Annotated in this window: 20 protein-coding genes; 7 read left to right on the top strand and 13 right to left on the bottom strand. The window is 35.7% G+C overall.

The window, feature by feature from the left end; all coding sequences use genetic code 11:
* Nucleotides 1–65: 65 nt before the first annotated feature.
* Both D0T53_RS03000 and D0T53_RS02995 read right to left on the bottom strand, forming a co-directional pair.
* Complete coding sequence (locus D0T53_RS03000; RefSeq protein WP_163264935.1) at nt 66–335, bottom strand: zinc ribbon domain-containing protein; 270 nt, start codon at nt 333–335, stop codon at nt 66–68.
* An 89-nt stretch (nt 336–424) separates the two neighbouring features.
* Entirely contained in the window at nt 425–1,138 is a 714-nt protein-coding gene (locus D0T53_RS02995) for a porin family protein (protein WP_163264933.1), read from the bottom strand.
* A gap of 308 nt (nt 1,139–1,446) precedes the next feature.
* Here D0T53_RS02995 and D0T53_RS02990 point away from each other — a divergent pair, with 308 nt between their 5' ends.
* The 4 genes from D0T53_RS02990 to D0T53_RS02975 all read left to right on the top strand — a co-directional run bounded on the left by D0T53_RS02990 (nt 1,447) and on the right by D0T53_RS02975 (nt 5,370).
* The gene (locus D0T53_RS02990; protein ID WP_163264931.1) at nt 1,447–1,614 is read left to right on the top strand and encodes a DUF362 domain-containing protein; all 168 of its coding nucleotides are present in this window, start codon (nt 1,447–1,449) and stop codon (nt 1,612–1,614) included.
* A gap of 277 nt (nt 1,615–1,891) precedes the next feature.
* Complete coding sequence (locus D0T53_RS02985; RefSeq protein WP_163264929.1) at nt 1,892–3,919, top strand: transketolase; 2,028 nt, start codon at nt 1,892–1,894, stop codon at nt 3,917–3,919.
* A 13-nt stretch (nt 3,920–3,932) separates the two neighbouring features.
* On the top strand, nt 3,933–4,412 hold the full coding sequence (locus D0T53_RS02980; RefSeq protein WP_163264927.1) for an RpiB/LacA/LacB family sugar-phosphate isomerase: 480 nt from the start codon (nt 3,933–3,935) through the stop codon (nt 4,410–4,412).
* A 139-nt stretch (nt 4,413–4,551) separates the two neighbouring features.
* Entirely contained in the window at nt 4,552–5,370 is an 819-nt protein-coding gene (locus D0T53_RS02975) for a DUF4261 domain-containing protein (protein ID WP_163264925.1), read from the top strand.
* Between the two features lie 120 nt (nt 5,371–5,490).
* Here the strand turns inward: D0T53_RS02975 and D0T53_RS02970 are convergent, their stop codons facing one another.
* From D0T53_RS02970 to D0T53_RS02945, 6 genes are all read right to left on the bottom strand, one after another.
* Nucleotides 5,491–6,312, bottom strand: a complete 822-nt coding sequence (locus tag D0T53_RS02970) for a hypothetical protein (RefSeq protein ID WP_163264923.1) — start codon at nt 6,310–6,312, stop codon at nt 5,491–5,493.
* A 115-nt stretch (nt 6,313–6,427) separates the two neighbouring features.
* Nucleotides 6,428–7,732, bottom strand: a complete 1,305-nt coding sequence (locus tag D0T53_RS02965; protein WP_163264922.1) for an outer membrane beta-barrel protein — start codon at nt 7,730–7,732, stop codon at nt 6,428–6,430.
* An 8-nt stretch (nt 7,733–7,740) separates the two neighbouring features.
* Complete coding sequence (locus tag D0T53_RS02960) at nt 7,741–8,280, bottom strand: RNA polymerase sigma factor (protein ID WP_163264921.1); 540 nt, start codon at nt 8,278–8,280, stop codon at nt 7,741–7,743.
* Nucleotides 8,281–8,365: 85 nt separating this feature from the next.
* The gene (locus D0T53_RS02955; protein WP_163264920.1) at nt 8,366–9,778 is read right to left on the bottom strand and encodes an ATP-dependent RecD-like DNA helicase; all 1,413 of its coding nucleotides are present in this window, start codon (nt 9,776–9,778) and stop codon (nt 8,366–8,368) included.
* A 20-nt stretch (nt 9,779–9,798) separates the two neighbouring features.
* Nucleotides 9,799–12,267: a glycoside hydrolase N-terminal domain-containing protein gene (locus D0T53_RS02950; RefSeq protein WP_163264918.1), complete on the bottom strand. Its 2,469-nt coding sequence runs from the start codon at nt 12,265–12,267 to the stop codon at nt 9,799–9,801.
* A gap of 10 nt (nt 12,268–12,277) precedes the next feature.
* Nucleotides 12,278–13,225 (bottom strand): diacylglycerol kinase family protein, encoded by a 948-nt coding sequence (locus D0T53_RS02945; RefSeq protein ID WP_163264916.1) that lies wholly within the window; start codon nt 13,223–13,225, stop codon nt 12,278–12,280.
* A 236-nt stretch (nt 13,226–13,461) separates the two neighbouring features.
* Between D0T53_RS02945 and fmt the strand changes: the two genes are divergently transcribed.
* From fmt to D0T53_RS02930, 3 genes are all read left to right on the top strand, one after another.
* Entirely contained in the window at nt 13,462–14,433 is a 972-nt protein-coding gene (gene fmt, locus D0T53_RS02940) for a methionyl-tRNA formyltransferase (RefSeq protein WP_163264914.1), read from the top strand.
* Nucleotides 14,434–14,451: 18 nt separating this feature from the next.
* Nucleotides 14,452–15,510 (top strand): 3-dehydroquinate synthase, encoded by a 1,059-nt coding sequence (gene aroB, locus D0T53_RS02935; protein ID WP_163264912.1) that lies wholly within the window; start codon nt 14,452–14,454, stop codon nt 15,508–15,510.
* An 81-nt stretch (nt 15,511–15,591) separates the two neighbouring features.
* Entirely contained in the window at nt 15,592–16,062 is a 471-nt protein-coding gene (locus D0T53_RS02930) for a methylglyoxal synthase (protein WP_163264910.1), read from the top strand.
* Between the two features lie 96 nt (nt 16,063–16,158).
* On the opposite strand, the gene D0T53_RS02925 is transcribed toward D0T53_RS02930, so the two are convergent.
* From D0T53_RS02925 to D0T53_RS02905, 5 genes are all read right to left on the bottom strand, one after another.
* Nucleotides 16,159–17,427 carry a replication-associated recombination protein A gene (locus tag D0T53_RS02925; protein WP_163264908.1) on the bottom strand — a complete coding sequence of 423 codons (1,269 nt, stop codon included), beginning with the start codon at nt 17,425–17,427 and terminating at the stop codon, nt 16,159–16,161.
* 84 nt (nt 17,428–17,511) lie between these two features.
* Nucleotides 17,512–18,591, bottom strand: a complete 1,080-nt coding sequence (locus D0T53_RS02920; protein ID WP_163264907.1) for a hypothetical protein — start codon at nt 18,589–18,591, stop codon at nt 17,512–17,514.
* A gap of 15 nt (nt 18,592–18,606) precedes the next feature.
* Nucleotides 18,607–19,668: a hypothetical protein gene (locus D0T53_RS02915; protein ID WP_163264905.1), complete on the bottom strand. Its 1,062-nt coding sequence runs from the start codon at nt 19,666–19,668 to the stop codon at nt 18,607–18,609.
* A gap of 113 nt (nt 19,669–19,781) precedes the next feature.
* Nucleotides 19,782–20,375, bottom strand: coding sequence for a hypothetical protein (locus D0T53_RS02910; RefSeq protein ID WP_163264903.1), 594 nt, complete (start codon nt 20,373–20,375; stop codon nt 19,782–19,784).
* Between the two features lie 106 nt (nt 20,376–20,481).
* Entirely contained in the window at nt 20,482–20,940 is a 459-nt protein-coding gene (locus D0T53_RS02905) for a GNAT family N-acetyltransferase (RefSeq protein WP_163264901.1), read from the bottom strand.
* Nucleotides 20,941–20,945 lie beyond the last annotated feature (5 nt).

Here is a 20,945-nt window from a genome sequence, read left to right as displayed (position 1 = left end):
GGATATATAAAAAGAACAGGCATCAATATAAAATATTCTGACACCTGCTCATATATTATTTATATTTAGCTTTTCCAACGTTTAAGATTTGGAAAAAATTGTTTCATTTGAGCTATAGCTTCTTCTTTCGTAAATTTTGTATCCGAATCCTTATTGAATTCATCCAAATATTGCACACAATGTTCTATCATTTCATCCATTGTTACATCCGATGTATAGGCTCCATCTTTATAGCAATAAGTACAATATTCGCTATTTGCACTTCCATCAGCATTAGATCCAAAATGCTCTTCTGTTAGCGGCATTCCACAACTTTGGCAAAAATTCTGTTCCATGATTATATGTTTTTGTTACTAATTAATTACGTAACAAAAGTAGTAAGTTTAAGGATATAATAACTTGTCCTTTTTTGCGATTATACTTACTACTCAAAATTGAATGTAATAATTATCATTCTCGATTTTCCAGAATTGAATGCTTCGGTATACTTCAAATATTGTTCTTTATCAACCAAATCCGAACGATCTTTTTGTATCATATCCTTCAAACCTAAAGAAAATCTTATTTCGGGACAAAATTTAAATAACGGCATATAGAAGTTGCAACCAAAACCAAACTCCAATCCATAATCGCTTCCTTTTGCTCTAAGTGGCATGTTTTTTTTACCCCCAATTTCCATACTACCATATACACCGCCTAAAACATATGGACGGAAATTATTTAACCGCTTCGCACTATACTTTAACAATAACGGAACAGTTAAATAATTGGTTTTAAGTGTAGTCTTAAAAATTTCTTTCGAGGTTTGTTCTTTAAATGTAAACTGTTTTTCCCCAAAATGTAAAGAAGGAACTAATCTGAGGTTAAGATGCTCATTCAAATACCGATCTGCTATAATCCCTACACTGAAACCCGGATTATAAGACGGTATTTCGGCAAACCAAACTTCACCGTTAGGTTGCGCAAAGCCAGAGTGTGAAAGAATTAAATCCTGCATATTTATACCAACCGTAAAGCCCAGGCTAAACATTTTTTGGTCGGCATGAGGACGGTTTTTAACCTTTTCCTTTTGTGCATATACGCTGTTTCCAAACAGAAATAACGCAACGAATAATATTATTATATTTTTTGTTTTCAATGCAATACCTTACTTTTTTATTATATAACGTTCATTTTCGAAACTTATTATTGCAAATAAACACAGTTTACTTTTTAGAATGATTTAAAATAACCTTAAAAATGTAAAAGTATAAAGTGAACTTTTCTGTATACTTATATGTTTAGAATACAAAAGCTTATATTATACTATTGTTTTTCGTTTATAGACAGAATAAATCTGTATATACAGAATATCTATAAATATTGTTTTTGGCTTAATAGAAAAACTATTTATATTTGTGGTATCAAAGTTAGTATTATTAATAATAGAATTAAAATTTTTGAAGTATGGCTTACGTAATTAATGAAGATTGTATTGCTTGCGGAACTTGTATCGACGAGTGTCCTGTAAATGCAATTGCTGAAGGAGATATCTATAAAATCGATCCGGATACTTGTACTGATTGTGGTACTTGTGCTGATGTTTGTCCAACAGAAGCTATACATCCGGCATAATTCAGGATAGAGCAATTCTTCTTTTACAAGAAGAATGATAAATACAAAATAAAAATGTCCTTATACTTTATGTAAAGGACATTTTTTTTGTTTTTATAATAAGAACCACTTATATACAATAAGTGCCTATTTAAAATAAGTGTAAATAAAACACTTGTACGCTATTCTTCAACAATAAGTATCTGTAAATAGTTTCATATAACCGAAATATGGTTTGTAAACTCGCTGATATTTATCTATATTTGTCGCCTAGAAAATTACTATATAATCAATCAATATGAGCAACGATTTCAAAGTTTTGGAAAAAGCAGCAGATAATATACGTATTCTTGCTGCAGCAATGGTAGAAAAAGCAAAATCAGGACATCCCGGAGGCGCAATGGGTGGAGCCGATTTCATTAATGTATTATATTCTGAATTTTTGGAATATGACCCCGAAAATCCTACATGGGAAGGTCGCGATCGTTTCTTTCTTGATCCTGGTCATATGTCTCCAATGTTATATTCTACTTTAGCTTTAACAGGTAAATTCACTCTTGAAGATCTACAACAGTTCCGCCAATGGGGCAGCGTTACCCCCGGACATCCCGAACTAGACCTGAAACGTGGCGTTGAAAACACTTCTGGTCCTTTAGGGCAAGGTCATACTTATGCTGTGGGGGCTGCTATCGCTGCTAAATTTTTGAAAGCCCGTTTTGGAGAATGTATGAACCAAACAATTTATACATTTATATCTGATGGTGGTGTGCAGGAAGAAATATCACAAGGAGCTGGTCGTATTGCCGGACATTTAGGTTTAGATAACCTTATTATGTTCTACGATTCGAACGGTATACAATTGTCATCCGAAACCAAAGATGTAACAGAAGAAGATGTTGCTGCAAAATATCAGGCTTGGGGATGGCGTGTTATCTCAATAAAAGGAAATGATATATCAGAAATACGTGCTGCATTAACCGAAGCCAAACTTGAAAAAGAAAAGCCTACACTTATAATTGGACAAACAATTATGGGGAAAGGTGCAGTAACAGAAGATGGTTCAAGTTTCGAGAACAAATGTGCAACACATGGTATGCCATTAGGCGAGGCTGGAGCTAGTTTCGATAAATCAATTGCCAATTTAGGTGGTGATCCTAAAAATCCATTTGTAATATTCCCTGAAGTTCAGGAATTATATGCAAAACGGGCATCCGAACTTAAAGCAATTGTTGCAAAAAAATATGCAGCTAAACAAGAGTGGGAAAAAGCAAATCCTGAACTTGCTGCTAAAATGCAAAAATGGTTTGCAAATGAAGTTCCTGCCATAAATTGGGCTGGAATACAACAAAAAGCAAATGCCGCTACACGTGCAGCTTCATCAACAGTGTTGGTTGAGCTAGCTAAGAATGTGGAAAACATGATTGTTTCTTCAGCCGACTTATCAAATTCAGATAAAACTGACGGATTCTTAAAAAACACAACAATATTCCGTAAAGGCGATTTCTCAGGAGCATTCCTTCAAGCAGGTGTTGCTGAATTTACAATGGCATGTCTGTGTAATGGTATAGCACTACATGGTGGTGTTATTGTTGCTTGCGGAACATTCTTCGTATTCTCCGATTATATGAAACCTGCCGTGCGTATGGCTGCTCTAATGGAGTTACCGGTTAAATATATCTGGACACACGATGCTTTCCGTGTTGGGGAAGATGGACCAACACATGAACCTGTTGAGCAAGAGGCTCAGATACGTTTGATGGAGAAACTTAAAAACCATAAAGGTCATAACTCAATGTTAGTTCTTCGTCCTGCCGATGTACACGAGGCGACTGTAGCATGGAAAATGGCAATGGAAAACGTAAGCACTCCTACTGCACTTATATTGTCTCGTCAAAATATTAACGATCTGCCAATTAATGGTTATCAAGACGCATTACAAGCAAAAAAAGGAGCTTATATTGTGCAAGATGATGCAAATTACGATGTTATTCTTCTAGCTTCAGGCTCAGAAGTATCAACACTTGTAGATGGAGCAAAACTATTAAATAACGATGGAATAAAAACACGTATAGTATCTGTTCCATCTGAAGGTTTATTCCGTAGTCAATCGGCAGAATACCAACAGTCAGTACTTCCTGCTGGCAAAAAAATATTTGGACTAACAGCCGGATTACCCGTAAACTTACTTGGCTTGGTTGGTGATAGCGGACGTATATGGGGATTAGAATCATTTGGATTCTCTGCTCCTTACAAAGTGTTAGATGAAAAGCTAGGCTTCACTGCTGAGAATGTATATAACCAAGTTAAAGACTACTTGAAAAAATAAATAATACACCGTAATGGAAGAGAAATCATTGATACAGCCTACTGATAAACCTATTGGCATTTGCAGTGACCATGCCGGATACCCTATGAAGATGTATCTTATTAGTCTATTAGATAAAAAAGGCATTGCATACAAAGACTTTGGAGCTTATTCTATGGAAAGTAGTGATTATGCTGACTTTGCACATCCAATGGCTTCGGCTGTAGAAAACGGAGAATGTTATCCGGGAATTGCAATCTGTGCTTCGGGAAATGGTATAAATATGTCCGTAAATAAACATCAAAATATTCGTGCAGCTTTATGCTGGACCGAAGAACTTGCATTTTTTGCTCGTGCACATAATAATGCCAATGTATTAACCCTTCCGGGACTATACATTCCTCTGGAGGAAGCTCATAAAATTCTGATAACATTCCTTAATTCTTCTTTTGAAGGAGGAAGACATCAAAGACGTATCGATAAAATTCCTTGCGGAGAAAATAGCAGCAAATAAAAGCTTATTAAACAGATAGAACAAAGCCGACTAATTCATAATTTTAGTTGGCTTTGTTTTTTTAACAAATTCAAATAAAAAATATTTGTACTATATTAGGCTACTGAAACCAAACTTTAATCAATTTTACAGATAAATTATGGGAATATTCGATTTTTTCAAAAAGAAAACACAGGATACTACTCCTTCCAAAACTGAATCAGAAAACTCGGAATCTAGAATATTATTAGCTATGCCAATGTTTAAAAACAACGAAAGCTATAACATTCAAAAGGTTATAGAGCATTTGAAGTCGTTTTGGCAAGTTGAAATAACCGAAGATGAAGGAGCCAGTGACGAAACAGCAGTTTTTAATATTGACGGGCAAATGGTGGCTATAGCTAAAATGCCCGCTCCTATTCCTTATGAGGATATAGTAAGTGTTGCGTCTTACAACTATTTGTGGCCAAATGCTCTAGACGTATTAAAAGATCATACAGGGCATGTTATAGTAACGGTAATGTCCGGAGATCTGACTCCTGTTGATCGATTTCGAATATTAAGCAAAATGCTGGTATCTATTCTCAGTACATCTAACTGTGTAGGTATATACCAAGGTAACGAAACTCTTCTTTTATCGAAAGAGTATTATTTGAATTGTGTTGAAGACCTGCAATCGGGAAGTATTCCTGTTCCGTTATGGGTATATATAGGAGTTCGTGTTAACGATGAAAATAAAGTAAGTATCTACACTTATGGACTGACAAATTTCTATCAGAACGAAATGGAGATTATAGAATCGGATAAAGATGCGCAAGAATTATATAACTTCATACTTAACATTACATCTTATGTTATTGAAAATGATGTAACCCTAAAAGATGGTGAAACTATTGGTTACAGTGCCGATCACAAAATAGCCATTAAAGTATCGAAAGGCGTATTTGTTGAAGGAAAAACTATTAAATTCGAACTATAATTACCTATAAATATACTAACGGAATATTTTATTCACAGACATTAGTATAATTATATAAAAGAATCCGCCAATTAACTTTGACGGATTCTCGCGTTTTATTTTATCTAGTACTTTAGTTCATTATTTTTGATCTTCATCTGAAGAATAAGCCAATGCTAAATTCGTATTTCTGTTAGTTAAATAAATCTGATATTTACCATCTGCCGAATCTAAAGATGTTTTGTTGTAATACCTTAGTCTTATATAAACAAGATCTATATCACTATTTTCCATTTGAACCCAAGTTCGCAAATCCGACAAATTGAAGACACTATTAATAATTGTTGAATTTTCTGTTCCGGCAACACCCGACTCTGGAAATCTCTTGATTCTGAGATCTATTATCCTCTCATCTTCTCTTATTGGTAAACCATCAAGATCACGCTGTCTTTCTTTATCATAAGATATAGAAACTTCAGGCAGAGGTTCTTCTTCCAATGTTTGGTATTTTATTGTAGCCACCCATCTATCTCCCCAAGATGCGTATTGAGAAACAATAGATAAACTTAAACCTTCCAGGATATTCGTTTTTGATGTTATAGCTGAAGTATCTATCTGATCAGCAAGCAATAATGGCTGAATCTGCTTAGACTTGGGTACATAACCCTCTTCCGGATATTCAAACTTTTCTAAAGCATAACCAAACTTCCCTATTTGTTCAAAGTTTAAACGTATAGATGCTCCTAATATTACATCACCTTGCGATAGCTCTGATATTTTTGAATGCTCCATCGGATAATATGGGCTTACACCTAATATACCATATTTATTTCCCGATTCCGATGCAATATATACATTAGCACCCGTTACCTCTGTAACATTTTCTGTATCGCCCAAACAAGAAGATAATAATAAAATACATCCTGCAAAAGCATAAGCTAATTTAGAAACAACTTTTTTCATTGGTTTTATACAATTCTCTCTGGTTAATAATAACTTTAATAACAAAACTAATACTTTATCGACCCTAAAAGTACAACAATCAATTCATATACGAAGTTAAAAATTAATATAAGTATTAAAACTCATATTTAAAACCTACATTCAAATCCAACTGTGTTTTTCTATCTGTATAAATAGTTCTATATTCATTTTTAGCGTCAAAATAATAAGCACCGCCAATATTCGAATATACATGCAGTTTTTTGTAAACCGGATAACTAACCCCAACCGACGTTGTTACTGAAAATTGTATATGATCTTGGCTTACTTTTTCATTTATAACACTATAATCTGTATTCATAAGACCATCGTAACTTTCCCTTAAGTCTAATTTTCCATAAAAGTCTTTTTGCATCATACCTCCGGCAGACACATAGAAACGGGCCTTACCCCATTGCACAAATTCGTAATTAAGAGATATTGGCACACCTAAATAATAGAAACTCTGTGAACCGGTTTTAGGATAATCCGATGATGCTGTTTCAGCAGACTTTATATCTGAAGATAAATAAGTATAAACCAAACCTGTTTCCAGTGAAAGATTTTTAGATAACAATTTGCTTACTCTTAAACCGATAGATATAGGTTGCTTATGATCGATATTTACTTTATCCTTATCGTACAAAGGAAGTCCATTAGTTAATGTGGTTTCGGGGCTCATCGGGTTATAAAAAGGCGAAGAATTAGATGGAACATCATATTCTTCAGTAGAAACTCGTAATGAGGGGTTAGCGGCTATCTCACTAGCCGATCTGGATAATCCAGAGTGTCCACCTACAGATATACCAAATCCTTTATTTTCTGATTTTTGTAATTTAGCAATTGGTTGTCCCATTTCAACATATTCGCCACTTGCATGCCGTTCCATTAGTCTAATTTTATCTCTTAGTTCCGACTCGGTATATGGCTTAGAATTTGTTATTGTAGATTTTACATCGATAGAGTGAACCTCGTCATTGCTATGAGTTTCTACTGCAATATTTGTTTCTATTACAGGCTGTTGTACTCCTGTTTGTCTAATGGTAGATATATATGCATACTGATTAGATTTCTCAGTTATACTTACTTCGTTGTTAATATTCCTCTGGATTTGTTTTTCAATATCTGTGAAAGAGTGCTTTTCTTGGGAAGCAATAAAATCAGAAGCCTGTTTTTCTGGCTGATCATTCAAAATAAATAAAAAGCCAATAATTAATGCTGCTGCAACACCCGAAACCATAGTTAAACGCCTATACAATGTCTTTTTTGAAGCTATGGGTACAACATTCGCCGTTGATAAACTAGCTTCTATTTTCGACCAAACAGAGTCAGGCACGTCAGACTCGAAATTCTTAAATTTCGACGAAAATATATTTTTTATATTATCCTTATCTTGCATCATTCAATCCCTTATCTATTCTTTCTCTGATATTCGAGAATCTTTTCTTGTAACAATTGCCTAGCTCTGATATATTGCGACCTAGAAGTTCCTTCGGCAATACCAAGCATTTGAGCTATTTCTTTATGCGAAAGATTCTCGATAGCATATAAATTAAATACAGTTTTGTATCCATGCGGTAATTCCTGTATCATATTCAAAAGCTCATCTTCTGATATTCTATCAGCATCACTATCTATATTATCGGCGATATCGGCAACATTTTCAATATCTTCGGTAGCTAGATGCCCCTTTTCTTTTCTTATATTTTCAAGAGCCATATTTATAAAAATCCGTTTCATCCAGCCCTCAAACGAACCTTTCTCTGAAAAAGAGCCAATTACCGAGAAAATTTTTATAAATCCATCATGAAGAAGGTCTTGTGCCGCTTCTGGATCGGAGCAATAACGCATACATATACCATACATTGAACGAGAATATTTCTCGTACAGGTATTTCTGATATTCGCGTTTCCCTTGCTTGCACCCTGATATTAGCTGCAATTCATCCATTCGTCTCTGATGTCATTAAAATAGATGCAACAAATTTTAAAACGTTGCATCGGTTCTTTATTTATTCACAATTATTTACAAAATTTCAATCAAACTCTTCTGGTAAATTAACCAAATACAATTTTTGAGACGCCCGGGTTAAGGCAGTATATAACCATCGGTAAAAATTTTCTCCTAAAAAATCTTCGGAAATATAACCTAAATCCAAAAAAACATTTTTCCACTCCCCTCCTTGTGCTTTATGGCAGGTTATAGCATAACCATATTTTACATGAACAGCATTATAATACGGATCTGTTTTCATTTTTTTCATTTTACCTGCTTTTGTGGGTATATCTACATAATCTTCTAATATACTGTAAAACAACTTTTCCGACTGTTCTTTCGATAAACCCGCATTATCAGTATGTAATGTGTCTAACAAAACCTTTATTTCCATCTCTACATCATAATCAGGATGCTTTATCAAAACGTCGCAAAACCTAAAGCCATAAATCTCAGTAATTTTCCGTACCCGTAATACCTCAATCAACTCTCCATTTGCCAAAAAATCAATCTGATCGATCTTTTCGCTCCAATAATAATTATTCTTAGCAATCATCAGTATGTCACCTGATGACAATTCTTCTTCTCTATACAAAATTCGATTTCTTATACCCTGATTATATATATTCGACCACTTATTGGATCGAGATATTACAATCGTTTCTTCAATTCCATCTCTATCATAAGATGCCGATATTTCATCTATTAGTTCCTCTCCTGAAACTTTCACAATATCGGAAAATCCCGCCAATGAGAATTTGGGGTAAATAGTTGTTTTATCCTCAGTCAATGCTTTTCGTAACATTGTTGCATTAAACAATATACCCGATTTCTCTGTTTGACGAACTATTTGTGTAATAGTTGCATCAATGATGTTTAAATTAAAGCCTTTTAACATTTCGGTTTGTAAGGCAGGGCTTACATTCTGCATAACAGGTGGAAGCTGAGCCGAATCTCCTATAAAAAGTAATCGACAATTTTCTCCTGAATATACATATTGAATCAGGTCATCCAATAAACGTCCTGTTCCAAATATGGACGAATCAATACCCTCATTGCTAATCATCGATGCTTCATCAACAATAAAGAGAGTATCTTTATGCATATTATCCAAAGGAACGAACCCTGTAGGTTCATTCGAAAATCTTTTTTGTCTGTATATCTTTTTATGAATTGTAAAAGCTGGGTGTTGGGCATACACAGAAAATACTTTTGCAGCTCTGCCTGTAGGAGCCAAAAGAACTGTTTTCTGCTTAAAATCAGTCATAGTCTTAACCAATGCTCCAATAAGAGACGACTTTCCGGTACCAGCATATCCTTTCAATAAAAATAAGCTATCCACATCTTTTGAGAATAAGAACTCAACTATCTTTTTAAGTATTACTGTTTGTTCTTCAGTAAACTCAAAACGAAAGTTTTCACTTACTTTTTTTAGAAAAAAATCTTCTATCATCTCGAAAAATCAGCAACAATTTAATTTGTTGTAAATTCATAGGTTTGTCCCGGCATCGTTTCTAAATCGTAATGAAAATAATTCATTTTACGTGTATTATTAATAGGGGCCTGTACATCTACCAAAGGTTTCTTTATTTGCTGCAATTTAAAAAACGGATTCGGATTCTCATCTTTTGCATCTTTCATTGCTATGCCATTGATAAATAAACTACTAGATGTACGTAAGCGTAGTATACCACCCTTGTTAGACCTTATTACAGCCTTAACAATCTTGCCCTCTTTCCACGAAAGCTCTTCAATTTCAAAACCTCCCCTGCAACGTAACCCTTTTACCACACCCTCTTTCCAAACATCGGGTAAAGATGGTAACAAATGCACTGCTCCAGCATGACTTTGTACAAGCATCTCTGCGATACCTGCCGTACAACCAAAATTGCCATCTATCTGAAAAGGAGGATGTGCATCAAACAAATTAGGGTATGTACCTCCATCTTGCCCGCTGGTTGCCTGTGTTGGTTTTATCTGATCAGTTATTAATTTATATGCGCGATTTCCATCAAGCAATCTTGCCCAAAGACAAACTTTCCATCCCATAGACCATCCCGTAGATGCGTCTCCCCGTGCCTCTAACGATCTTTTTGCAGCGTTAAACAATAAGGGAGAATTAACAAATGATATTTGAGAACCCGGATAAAGCCCCCACAAATGAGAAACATGCCTGTGGTGATCTGCCGTATTATCCCAATCCTCCATCCATTCCTGTAACTGTCCCCACTTGCCAACTTGCATAGGAGGAAGTTTCGTTAATATATGCTTAAGGGTATCAGTGAACCTATCGTTGTCTTCTAAAAAATTTGAAGCTTCTATTGTGTTAGATAACAAATCAAAAACCATTTGATTATCCATAGTTGTACCAGATACCACTGCAAAACCTTTAGCACATGGCGTATGGGGTTCATTTTCCGGAGAATTTGAAGGTGAAACAACCAACCAGCCGTTCACAGGTTCTTCGACCAAAAAATCAACATAAAATTTACAAGCTTCTTTCATATATGGATATACAGACTGTAAATAATCAACATCGCCGGAATATAAGAAGCGTTCCCATAAATGCTGAGAAAACCAAGCATTACATGTTGGCCATATACCATATCTGGCTCCATCAACCGATCCTGTTGTACGCCAAATATCGGTATTGTGATGTAACGTCCAACCCCGACACCCATACATTTGTGCACTTTCTTTCCCTGTTTCGGCAACTTCTTTTACTAACTTAATAAAAGGTTCGTGCATTTCCATCAAGTTTGTGAGCTCTGCCGGCCAATAATTCATCTCTACATTTATGTTTGTAGTATATTTTCCGTCCCAAGGAGCCAAAAGCTTTTCATTCCATATTCCTTGCAAGTTTGCTGCCTGCCCACCCGGTTGTGACGAACAAATTAGTAAATAACGCCCAAACTGAAAATAAAGAGCTGCCATATGAGGATCAAACACTTTAGAAAAATCCCGAACCCTAAGATTGGTCGGTCGTTTTACTTGATCGTTTGAACCCAGATCAAGAGATACTCGATTAAAAAACTTCTCGTAGTAGCTAATATGTTCCGATTTATATTTCTCGTATGTCTTTTTTTCTGCATTTTTCAAATATGTTTCTGCAGTCTTTTGCGAATCACCTGATATATCCTTATAATTTATAAAATTACTACCTACCGAAAGATAAATTGTAACACTATTAGCTTCAGTAACCTTTAACGAGTTATCGGGTAAAATTTCAAGCTTTCCTCCTTCATTTTTTACTTTTGTCAAAGTTGTAAATCTGATTTTACCATCAATACCTTCATGATTTTCCCCCTTTGCTTCTAATTGGAGCATTTTTTCAGAGACCGAAAAAACTGCATTATTAAACGGTGTAGAATATTTTGCAGTAAAAGATATACTCTTTTTCTTCGAGGCTGTTAATCTTATTACAAGCATCTGGTCGGGGAAAGATGTAAAAGCCTCTCTGGTATATTCAATACCGTTTGAAGAAAAACGTGTAAGAGTAATAGCTTTACTTATATCGAGCTCCCTGTAATAATTTTCGTAGTTATCTAATCCGTCGAACGAGAGAATTAAAGAGCCTACTGTTTGATAAGGCATGCCTTTAGCTTGTAGAGAAGAAATATACTTACCGGCTAAATCTTGTGCCTTTAGATTGTTTCCTTTAAAAATCAACTCTCTTATTTCAGATAAGTGATTTTTAGCCAGATTGTTTGTATTATTATGAGGCGATCCGCCCCAAATAGTTTCCTCATTAATTTGAAATTCATCTTTCTGAGGATTTCCATACACCATTGCGCCCAATCGTCCATTTCCTAAAGGCAAAGCTTCGACCCAAACCTTAGCAGGTTCATTATACCACAATTTATTATTGTTTTCGGCATTCGAAGTAAAAGTCAGCGCAAAAGCAGCGGCAAAAAGAAGAAAGTATTTATTTATTTTTTTCATTACATATTCTTTAAATCCAACGAGTGATATTTGTTATAAAAGCATCTTTCTTTAGCTTGCTTTTTGGCACTTCGCGTGGAACTAAAACATTCAAGCCTTGATGTATAATTTTAACATGAATTTCGGAGCCTGTATAAATAGCATTTCCATCAAGGTGCATAACACCTTCTTTTTCTCTGAAAATAGTTGCTTCCGGCGTTAGTATTTCAATTAACTTCGAATTATTTCCTAAATTACGGGAAAACATCTGAATTGCTGTTTGAGGGACATTTGCCACTGATAAAGGCTTCAGTATCGATATGTTCATCTTTCCATCCTGAATATCAGCTTGAGGTGCAATATAAGCATTGTTCCCATACTGAGAAGCATTAGCACAGGTAATAAGAAATGCCTCTTCTTCAAAAACACCATCTGCACTTTCTATTTTATATTTCTCTGGTTTAAATTTATAAAACGTACTTACCATATTCTTGGCATACATTAACTTTCCTCGCGAAGTCTGAGTCAAAGCTTTTTCACTAACCTGAGCATCAAAACCAACTCCACATGTACAAAAGAATATATTTCCATTTGCAACCCCATAGTCAATCCGTTTAACATTTCCTTGCTGTATTATTTCTATTGCTTTATCATAATTCATCGGGATATACAAATCGCGTGCTAATCCATTACCCGAACCGCTTGGTATAATACCAAAAACAACATCAGTGTTTACCAGTACTTTTGCCACTTCGTTTATTGTTCCATCCCCTCCTACAGCAATTACACAATCAACCTTATCGTTCACTGCTTCAAGTGCGATTTGAGTTGCATGCCCCTCATAACGTGTCATAATCATATGCACATCATATTTCAAGGCATCTATAGCTAACAATTTTTGAGGAATACTTTTTTTTGACTTTGTACCCGATACTGGGTTTATTATAACATATACTCTCTTTTTTTCAGGTGTATCCATGCGGGTTTCTCTAAATTTACTCAGATTTTCTTTTGTAACAATAATCTGTTCTGAATAGACAAATATATTAAATTTTCCGTAACAAAATCTATTTTTATAGTAAAATAGAGTAATATCAAACATATTTATATTTCACTATTTATAAGCAATTATCAATAAAACAAAATATGTATCTTTGATTTATATTTAAGAATAAAATTTGACTAATACTTCAATTGATATTAGAGTTTTAAACAATGGATAAAAAAAATCTGAAGATAGTTTTCATGGGAACGCCCGACTTTGCAGTAGAGAGCCTGCGCATACTGGTAGAAAACGAATATAATATAGCCGGAGTAGTTACTATGCCTGATAAACCGGCAGGCCGGGGGCATAAAATACAATATTCGGCAGTAAAGAAATATGCATTAGAGCATAATTTGCCTCTTTTGCAGCCAGAAAAATTAAAAGATGAATCGTTCATCGCATCCTTAAAAAGTTGGAATGCAGACCTGCAAATAGTAGTAGCATTCAGAATGTTACCTGAAGTGGTATGGAATATGCCTCCTAAAGGAACATTCAATCTGCATGCTTCGTTATTACCTCAATACAGAGGAGCAGCACCTATCAACTGGGCTGTAATAAATGGCGATACTGAAACCGGCGTAACAACATTTTTTTTAACTCATGAAATAGATACAGGTAAAATAATACAACAGGAAAAAGTGTCTATTACCGAAACAGATAATGCAGGCATTATTCATGATAAACTTATGAATACAGGTGCAAAACTTGTGAAACGCACTGTAGATCTTATTATAGAAGATAAGGTTGAAGCTATTTCTCAGGAACAACTAGATAAAGACGGAGCAATATTAAAGCCTGCACCTAAAATATTTAAAGAAACTTGCCGTATAGACTGGAAACAATCTGCAAAAACTATTTATAATTTTGTAAGAGGATTAGCACCCTACCCTACCGCATGGACTACACTTAAAATTGGAGAGGAAACAATTCAGCCTGTAAAAATTTATTCGGCTGAAATAATAGAAAAATCTCATTCATTCAGTACAGGATATATAGAAACCGACAATAAAACTTATCTTAATATTGCTTGTGCTGATGGCTATCTGAGTATAAATGAAATGCAATTACCCGGAAAAAAAGCAATGAAAACAGATGAACTTCTAAGGGGCTTTAAATTCTCAGACAACAGTATTTTTGAGTAACACTTAAGACACTTCATTATGCAAAAAGTAATAAAATCAACAGATATAAAAAAGGACCTGCAAAGTGTGATACGCAATATCCTACACGATAAACTGTTTATCCTTACCGATGAAAATACTGAGAGACTGTGCTTTCCCCGCATTAAGGATATAGAAGAAGTAAAACAGGCTGAAAAGATAACAGTAAAAGCTGGTGATAAAAACAAAAACATTGAAACTTTAGGTTTTGTATGGAAGTATCTTACCGAAAACGGTGCGACGCGCAACTCCTTACTCATAAATTTGGGAGGTGGCATGCTTACCGATTTAGGCGGATTTGCCGCTGCAACCTTCAAACGAGGAATAAAATGCATAAATATTCCAACAACATTGCTGGGTGCTGTAGATGCTGCCGTAGGTGGAAAAACAGGAGTAAACTTTAACGGTTTAAAAAACGAAGTAGGTGCTTTTGCTCCTGCCGAAACGGTATTAATTGATGCCGAGTTTTTCAAATCGCTTGATTACAGTAACTTGTTGTCGGGATATGCCGAAATGCTTAAACACAGTCTGATAGATAAAGACGAAGAGTGGATTAAAATAATATCGTTCGACACGGAAAACATTGACTATGAAAAACTAAACCAACTTGTTGTAGATTCTGTTGCCGTTAAAGAACGCATTGTGGAAGAAGATCCTTTCGAAAAAGGCATTCGTAAAGCTCTAAATTTAGGACATACGGTAGGTCATGCATTCGAAAGTCTATCGTATAATATGGGTCGCCCGATGCAACACGGATATGCTGTAGCTTGGGGGATTGTTTGCGAACTATATTTATCGTTAAAACTCTGTGGTTTTCCCAAAGAAAAGTTACGTCAGACCGTGTACTTTATCAAAGAAAACTATGGCGAATTTTATTTCGACTGCAATCAGTACGAAAAGCTATATGAGCTGATGACACATGATAAAAAAAATGCATCTGCCAATCGAATCAATTTTACCTTATTAAGCGATATAGGGCAAATAAAACTAGATCAAACAGCAAGCAAAGAAGATATTTTCGAGTCTATCGACTTTTTGCGTGAATCAGTTGGATTGTAATTAACTATATAATAAAGTAATAGATTCTTAACAGTATTTGTTTAACTTTACACTCACAAAATAAAATCAAGAAGAATATTTATGAATAAAAGATTAACAATAGCCCTTGTTGCACACGACAGGCGAAAGGCTGATATGGTTGAGTGGTGTTATTACAATTCCGATTTTCTCGCTAAACACCGTTTGGTTTGTACCGGAACAACGGGACAACTTGTAAAAGAAGCTTTTGAAGCGAAAGATATAGATGCCGAAATAATTCGCATGAACTCAGGTCCTTTGGGTGGTGATGCCGAAATTGCCGCAATGGTAGTTCGGAAAGAAGTAGATTTAGCTATATTTTTAATAGACGATTTAAGTGCACAACCTCACGAAGCCGATATTATGATGTTACTCCGCCAGTGTAGGGTTCATAATGTTCCTATTGCTTGTAATAGGTACAGCGCCGATCTGATGTTAACAAGTCCGCTATGGGATAATGACGATTATAGGCCCACGACACCCCGATACGAATATTTTGACAGGGACGAGTTTTATAAAAAGCATAAGAAATAAATGAATCTGTCTTTGACAGAAAAAACCGTCAATATATTCAATGTATTGACGGTTTTTATTTTGTACAGAACCATTTTATTTAATAAGAGATCAACCTCAATAACGGTCTTTCCATAAACGACGAAGATGTTCTACTATTTTCGACTCGGCTGCATTCTGTTGCGGTTCCCAAAAGCGCTGTCTCAGAACTTCTTTTGGCAAGTACTCCTGTTCAACAAAATTATCCTTAAAATCGTGTGCATACTGGTAATTTTTTCCATACTCCAATTCCTTCATCAGTTTTGTGGGAGCATTACGCAAGTGCAACGGAACAGGCAGGTTACCTGTTTGCTCTACCAGAGCCAAAGCCTTATCTATCGATAAATATGCCGAATTGCTCTTCGGCGAAGTAGCCAGATATATTGTAGTTTCGGCAAGAATAATACGTCCTTCGGGCCATCCAATTTTCTGTAATGCATCAAAACATGCATTAGCCAGTAACAAAGCATTCGGGTTTGCCAATCCAATATCTTCGGCCGCAGAAATAACTAGCCTTCGAGCAATAAACTTAGGGTCTTCCCCACCCGCAACCATACGTGCAAGCCAATAAATAGCAGCATCGGGATCACTTCCTCGTATCGATTTAATAAAAGCCGAAATAATGTCGTAATGCATTTCACCGCCTTTATCATATGCTGCCGGATTTTCCTGTAACCTTTCGGTTACAATCTTATCGTTTATTATAACCTTATCATTAACATCGGCCGATATTACCAAATCCAATATATTGAGCAATTTACGTGCATCACCACCCGAATAACGAAGCAATGCGCCTGTTTCTTCCAACTCAATATTCTTTTCTTTCAGTATATAATCGGTAGTTATAGTTCTATTAATAAGTTCGAGTAAATCATCCTTATCCAACGACTTCAACACATATACCTGACATCGTGATAAAAGAGGTCGTATAACTTCGAACGACGGATTTTCGGTAGTTGCTCCTATCAGTGTAATTACCCCCGTTTCTACAGCCCCAAGTAAGGAATCCTGCTGAGACTTACTGAATCGATGGATTTCATCGATAAACAATATAGGGCTTTGTGTGCTGAAAAAAGTACTTCGTTTTGCAGTTTCTATAACCTCGCGCACATCTTTCACACCCGAGTTTATAGCACTAAGCGTGTAAAAAGTTGTATCTAATGTATTGGCTATGATTTGTGCCAGTGTTGTTTTTCCCACACCGGGAGGCCCCCAAAGTAAAAACGATGGTACACGCCCCGATTCAATCATTTTACGCAACACCGCACCTTCGCCAACCAGGTGTTTTTGTCCTATATATTCGTCTAACGAACGAGGGCGCATACGTTCTGCAAGGGGCTGATTCATTTTTTTTATTTCTTCTGGTTACATAACAAAGTTATGATATTTGTAGCGAAAGGCAAAAATTGTTTTTCAACAATAAGTTAATTTTCATATCATATCAAACACTTCATCAAATTGCTCTTTAAAATGCGCACTCCCATTTCGGGCATCAAAGCGGGATACATAACTTAATGTAAGATTAAGATAGTATTCATATAATTCATCAACATTATATATGCCATCCGTTCTGTAATAAGGTAAGTTACTGTTTAAGTTTAACTTCCGTGTACCGCCTTGTTTTAACAGAGGCAATAAATTTAACGAAAATTCGAAACTAATAAGGTCACGTGCTCCAATAGCCCATTCGGTACATAACGGAAAATAACTCCACGCTTTCTCGGGATCTGCTATTGCCATATGATGCATTAACAAGGCAAATGTATTAAGTGAAAATGGAAACAAATGTGGAAGTTTCTTTATCTCCTCATCTATCTGGTAGAAAAAAGTATCAGCCCGTTTATCCCCCGCTTTCGATAAATAATATATAAGAGTACAAAGCATCGATATAGAGTCGATGCGAGCCTCTGAATTATTTGCATTTGGTATTATTTGCTTGTGAGCTAATGCTATCGCCTTATCAAAATTGCCCCGAACAAGCTCTACACAAACCTTTTCAATCAATTCAGACTCATAATAAAAAACATCGCGAGGTAGAGAATCTCTTAATTCAATATATTTTTCTGCTTCATCTATTTCTCCAAGAAATAAGTGCCACCCGGACATTATACTATAGTAGACTCGCATAGTATATCCGTTTTGCTCGAGCCGACGTGCAAAGTCGTTAAAAACAGCGTTTATCTGATCTCTTGATATATCGGCGTTACGATATACTTCGAAAGCCATCCACTGGTATTCGGCAAGTATAACTTCAATATCATGTTCCGAAAAATAATCGGGTGTAGAGTCGAAAACATTAAGAATCCATGTAAAAGCAGGAAAACGTTCTTCCGAACGAGAAGTATGTTGCTCGCAGTGTATAAGGTGTAATCTTAGATCAAATCCCCAATCAATATCATTATTAGCATCGGCTATATTTATAGCTCGTTTTAATAAGACCAATTTATCGTTTGGGTTTACCTGTTTATCAACTTCGAGCAATATCTTCTGTATATCCAGATTATAGTTCATTATCTATTTGTTGAATCAGGCTAATATTTCAGATAATTGTTTGTTGAAATAATTATTTCCATGACGTGCATCAAACCTGTCAGCTAAATCGGTAGCTTTTTTATGATAATAATCGAAAAGTTCTTTTAAGTCGTATTCGTTGGCTGTATTGAAATATGGAAGCTTTGGATTGATATTCATTTTTCTTACCCCCTCTTCCTTGTTTAATACTGATAAACAAGCCAAAGCGAACTCAAAACAAAGCGCATCTTCCGCACCAACTTCCCAATCGGCATATCTCTCGAAATACTGCCAAGCCTTATCTTTATTTGTTTTAGTCAGATACCGCATCAATTCTGCCACATCGGCCAGAAAAGATGTATCGTTCTCTATTTCGTTCAGTTCTTCCTCTGCTTTTGCAAAAAATTCTTCTGCCCTTGGATCGTTAACCTTATGTAAATGAGTTGTAAGATTACAAAAAGTGGCAAAAGGCAATCGCCCGCAAGTTTGTTTTTTCGTAATAATATCATGAGCTAAAGTTATAGCCTTATCCAACTCGCCATCTATCAGCGCCATTTCTACACGCGAATCCAACTCACACGCTTCGCAGTGCGACATTCGATCGTGAGTCGATTCATCTCTTAGTTTAATATATTTACGGGCTTCATCATATTCGCCGATAAATAAATGCCAATAGAACATTATATTATAGTATGCCCTGTCGCTATATCCATTACGATTCATACGTTCTTTCAAATCAGCCATAATATTCTCAACCTGTTCGCGAGAAATTCCGGCATTACGCCTTGCTGCCGACGACATCCATTTGTACTCCCAAAGAAAATCTTCTTCATCAAACAAATCGGGATTTGCATCGTAAGTACTCAACAACCATGCGAAAGCAGGAAAACTATCGGTACAATGAGATGTATCTATTTCTTTCGAAATAAGATCCAGTCTTAAATCAAACCCCCAATCCAGATCGTTATTAGCATCGGCTAAGGTTATTGCCTGCTTCAACAGATTTATTTTATCATCGGGGTTGCTTAACTTTTCAACTTGAAGTAAAATCTTTTGTATTTCAAGGTTATAGTTCATAATTATGTAATTTTTGTATTAGTGTTGATTATCTATATCCCAAAGATAAAAAAACTGTAGAAATATTACTTCTACAGTTCTTATTTTTATTTAGTTTACAAAATTTATAGGCATTACTCGCCATTATTAGTTGAAGTTCTAGTGGCACGTCCGCTTGCTCCTCCACCCGAATCGCCTCTTCCTGTATTAGTTGTACTACCCGATCCTGAATTCTGTGCCGGTCGTGTAGTCGGCTTAGCTTCAGGCTCGCTAGGACGTATTGTTGGACGTCCAGTACTGCCACTACCGCTATTGCCTGCCCCCGGACGACTTCCACTTCCGTTCGTTGGAGGCCGAGTCGAAGGCTTCTCATTTGCCGGAGGCCTTGGAGTTGGATTTGCTGGTGGACGAGGTGTAGGATAATACACCGGAGGAACCGGAGTTACACCACCTACAGGATATGTTTGATCTAAAAAAGAATAACTTTCAAGATGATCGTTCCAAAAAGTAACTGCATATATTTCCCCCTGATAGGTTGTATATTGCAGAACTTCCTCATATCCTCCATCAGAAGCACCTGCATGTAGCACTCTGTCAGGTATTCCGATTAAATTTTGCACCTCGGTTCTAGTCATACCAATCCGAAGTTTACCCATATCTACGGTCCTCATCGAACTACATGCAAAAATAAAAACCGATATAATTAGTATTACTATTATTTTTTTCATTACACTTACTTTTAACGAATAAATATTCATTCTATTCCATACTCATTAGAACATGTTATTGGTAAAATGGTTTAATGCTCTTTCGTTTTTTTAAGTTGTAATCAAATTATAATAACTCTACTATCCCTCTCTTCATTCTGATATGAGGTATTCCATCTTCTTGATATACTTCGCTTACCTTTACGAAGCCATGAGTTTCGTAAAACTCTTTCAGATACAATTGCGCCGATATTGTTATAACATTCTCATTCATAGACAAAGTGATTAATTCGATAGCTTTATCCATCAATATATGCCCGTATCCTTTTCGTCTATATTTTGAATTAACTACTACCCTGCCAATGGATGCTTCGTCAAAATAATCGCCCGGTCGGAACAAGCGACAATAAGCAATTAACTCGCCACCGATATAACCATGTAAGTGTGTTGCAACCTGATCTTTATCATCCATATCCTGATATATTGCATCTTGCTCTACTACAAATATTTCAGTTCGTAACTGCAATATTTTGTATAACGAGTTTACATCGGTTGCATCGAAGGCTGTCACTTTCCACTCTATCATCTTCA

It is taken from the genome of Dysgonomonas sp. 216 (assembly GCF_010501065.1).
Classification (GTDB): domain Bacteria; phylum Bacteroidota; class Bacteroidia; order Bacteroidales; family Dysgonomonadaceae; genus QVMM01.
This window is presented reverse-complemented; position numbering and strand designations above follow the sequence as displayed.

What these genes read in the sequence shown, in the direction of transcription:
- D0T53_RS02945 (WP_163264916.1), bottom strand. Translation starts at nt 13,225, where the DNA reads ATGGATACACCTGAAAAAAAGAGAGTATATGTTATAATAAACCCAGTA.
- D0T53_RS02915 (WP_163264905.1), bottom strand. Translation starts at nt 19,668, where the DNA reads ATGAACTATAACCTTGAAATACAAAAGATTTTACTTCAAGTTGAAAAG.
- D0T53_RS02965 (WP_163264922.1), bottom strand. Translation starts at nt 7,732, where the DNA reads ATGATGCAAGATAAGGATAATATAAAAAATATATTTTCGTCGAAATTT.
- aroB (WP_163264912.1), top strand. Translation starts at nt 14,452, where the DNA reads ATGCAAAAAGTAATAAAATCAACAGATATAAAAAAGGACCTGCAAAGT.
- D0T53_RS02905 (WP_163264901.1), bottom strand. Translation starts at nt 20,940, where the DNA reads ATGATAGAGTGGAAAGTGACAGCCTTCGATGCAACCGATGTAAACTCG.
- D0T53_RS02980 (WP_163264927.1), top strand. Translation starts at nt 3,933, where the DNA reads ATGGAAGAGAAATCATTGATACAGCCTACTGATAAACCTATTGGCATT.
- D0T53_RS02930 (WP_163264910.1), top strand. Translation starts at nt 15,592, where the DNA reads ATGAATAAAAGATTAACAATAGCCCTTGTTGCACACGACAGGCGAAAG.
- D0T53_RS02950 (WP_163264918.1), bottom strand. Translation starts at nt 12,267, where the DNA reads ATGAAAAAAATAAATAAATACTTTCTTCTTTTTGCCGCTGCTTTTGCG.
- D0T53_RS02955 (WP_163264920.1), bottom strand. Translation starts at nt 9,778, where the DNA reads ATGATAGAAGATTTTTTTCTAAAAAAAGTAAGTGAAAACTTTCGTTTT.
- D0T53_RS02985 (WP_163264929.1), top strand. Translation starts at nt 1,892, where the DNA reads ATGAGCAACGATTTCAAAGTTTTGGAAAAAGCAGCAGATAATATACGT.
- fmt (WP_163264914.1), top strand. Translation starts at nt 13,462, where the DNA reads ATGGATAAAAAAAATCTGAAGATAGTTTTCATGGGAACGCCCGACTTT.
- D0T53_RS02970 (WP_163264923.1), bottom strand. Translation starts at nt 6,312, where the DNA reads ATGAAAAAAGTTGTTTCTAAATTAGCTTATGCTTTTGCAGGATGTATT.
- D0T53_RS02910 (WP_163264903.1), bottom strand. Translation starts at nt 20,375, where the DNA reads ATGAAAAAAATAATAGTAATACTAATTATATCGGTTTTTATTTTTGCA.
- D0T53_RS02960 (WP_163264921.1), bottom strand. Translation starts at nt 8,280, where the DNA reads ATGGATGAATTGCAGCTAATATCAGGGTGCAAGCAAGGGAAACGCGAA.
- D0T53_RS02920 (WP_163264907.1), bottom strand. Translation starts at nt 18,591, where the DNA reads ATGAACTATAATCTGGATATACAGAAGATATTGCTCGAAGTTGATAAA.
- D0T53_RS02990 (WP_163264931.1), top strand. Translation starts at nt 1,447, where the DNA reads ATGGCTTACGTAATTAATGAAGATTGTATTGCTTGCGGAACTTGTATC.
- D0T53_RS03000 (WP_163264935.1), bottom strand. Translation starts at nt 335, where the DNA reads ATGGAACAGAATTTTTGCCAAAGTTGTGGAATGCCGCTAACAGAAGAG.
- D0T53_RS02925 (WP_163264908.1), bottom strand. Translation starts at nt 17,427, where the DNA reads ATGAATCAGCCCCTTGCAGAACGTATGCGCCCTCGTTCGTTAGACGAA.
- D0T53_RS02975 (WP_163264925.1), top strand. Translation starts at nt 4,552, where the DNA reads ATGGGAATATTCGATTTTTTCAAAAAGAAAACACAGGATACTACTCCT.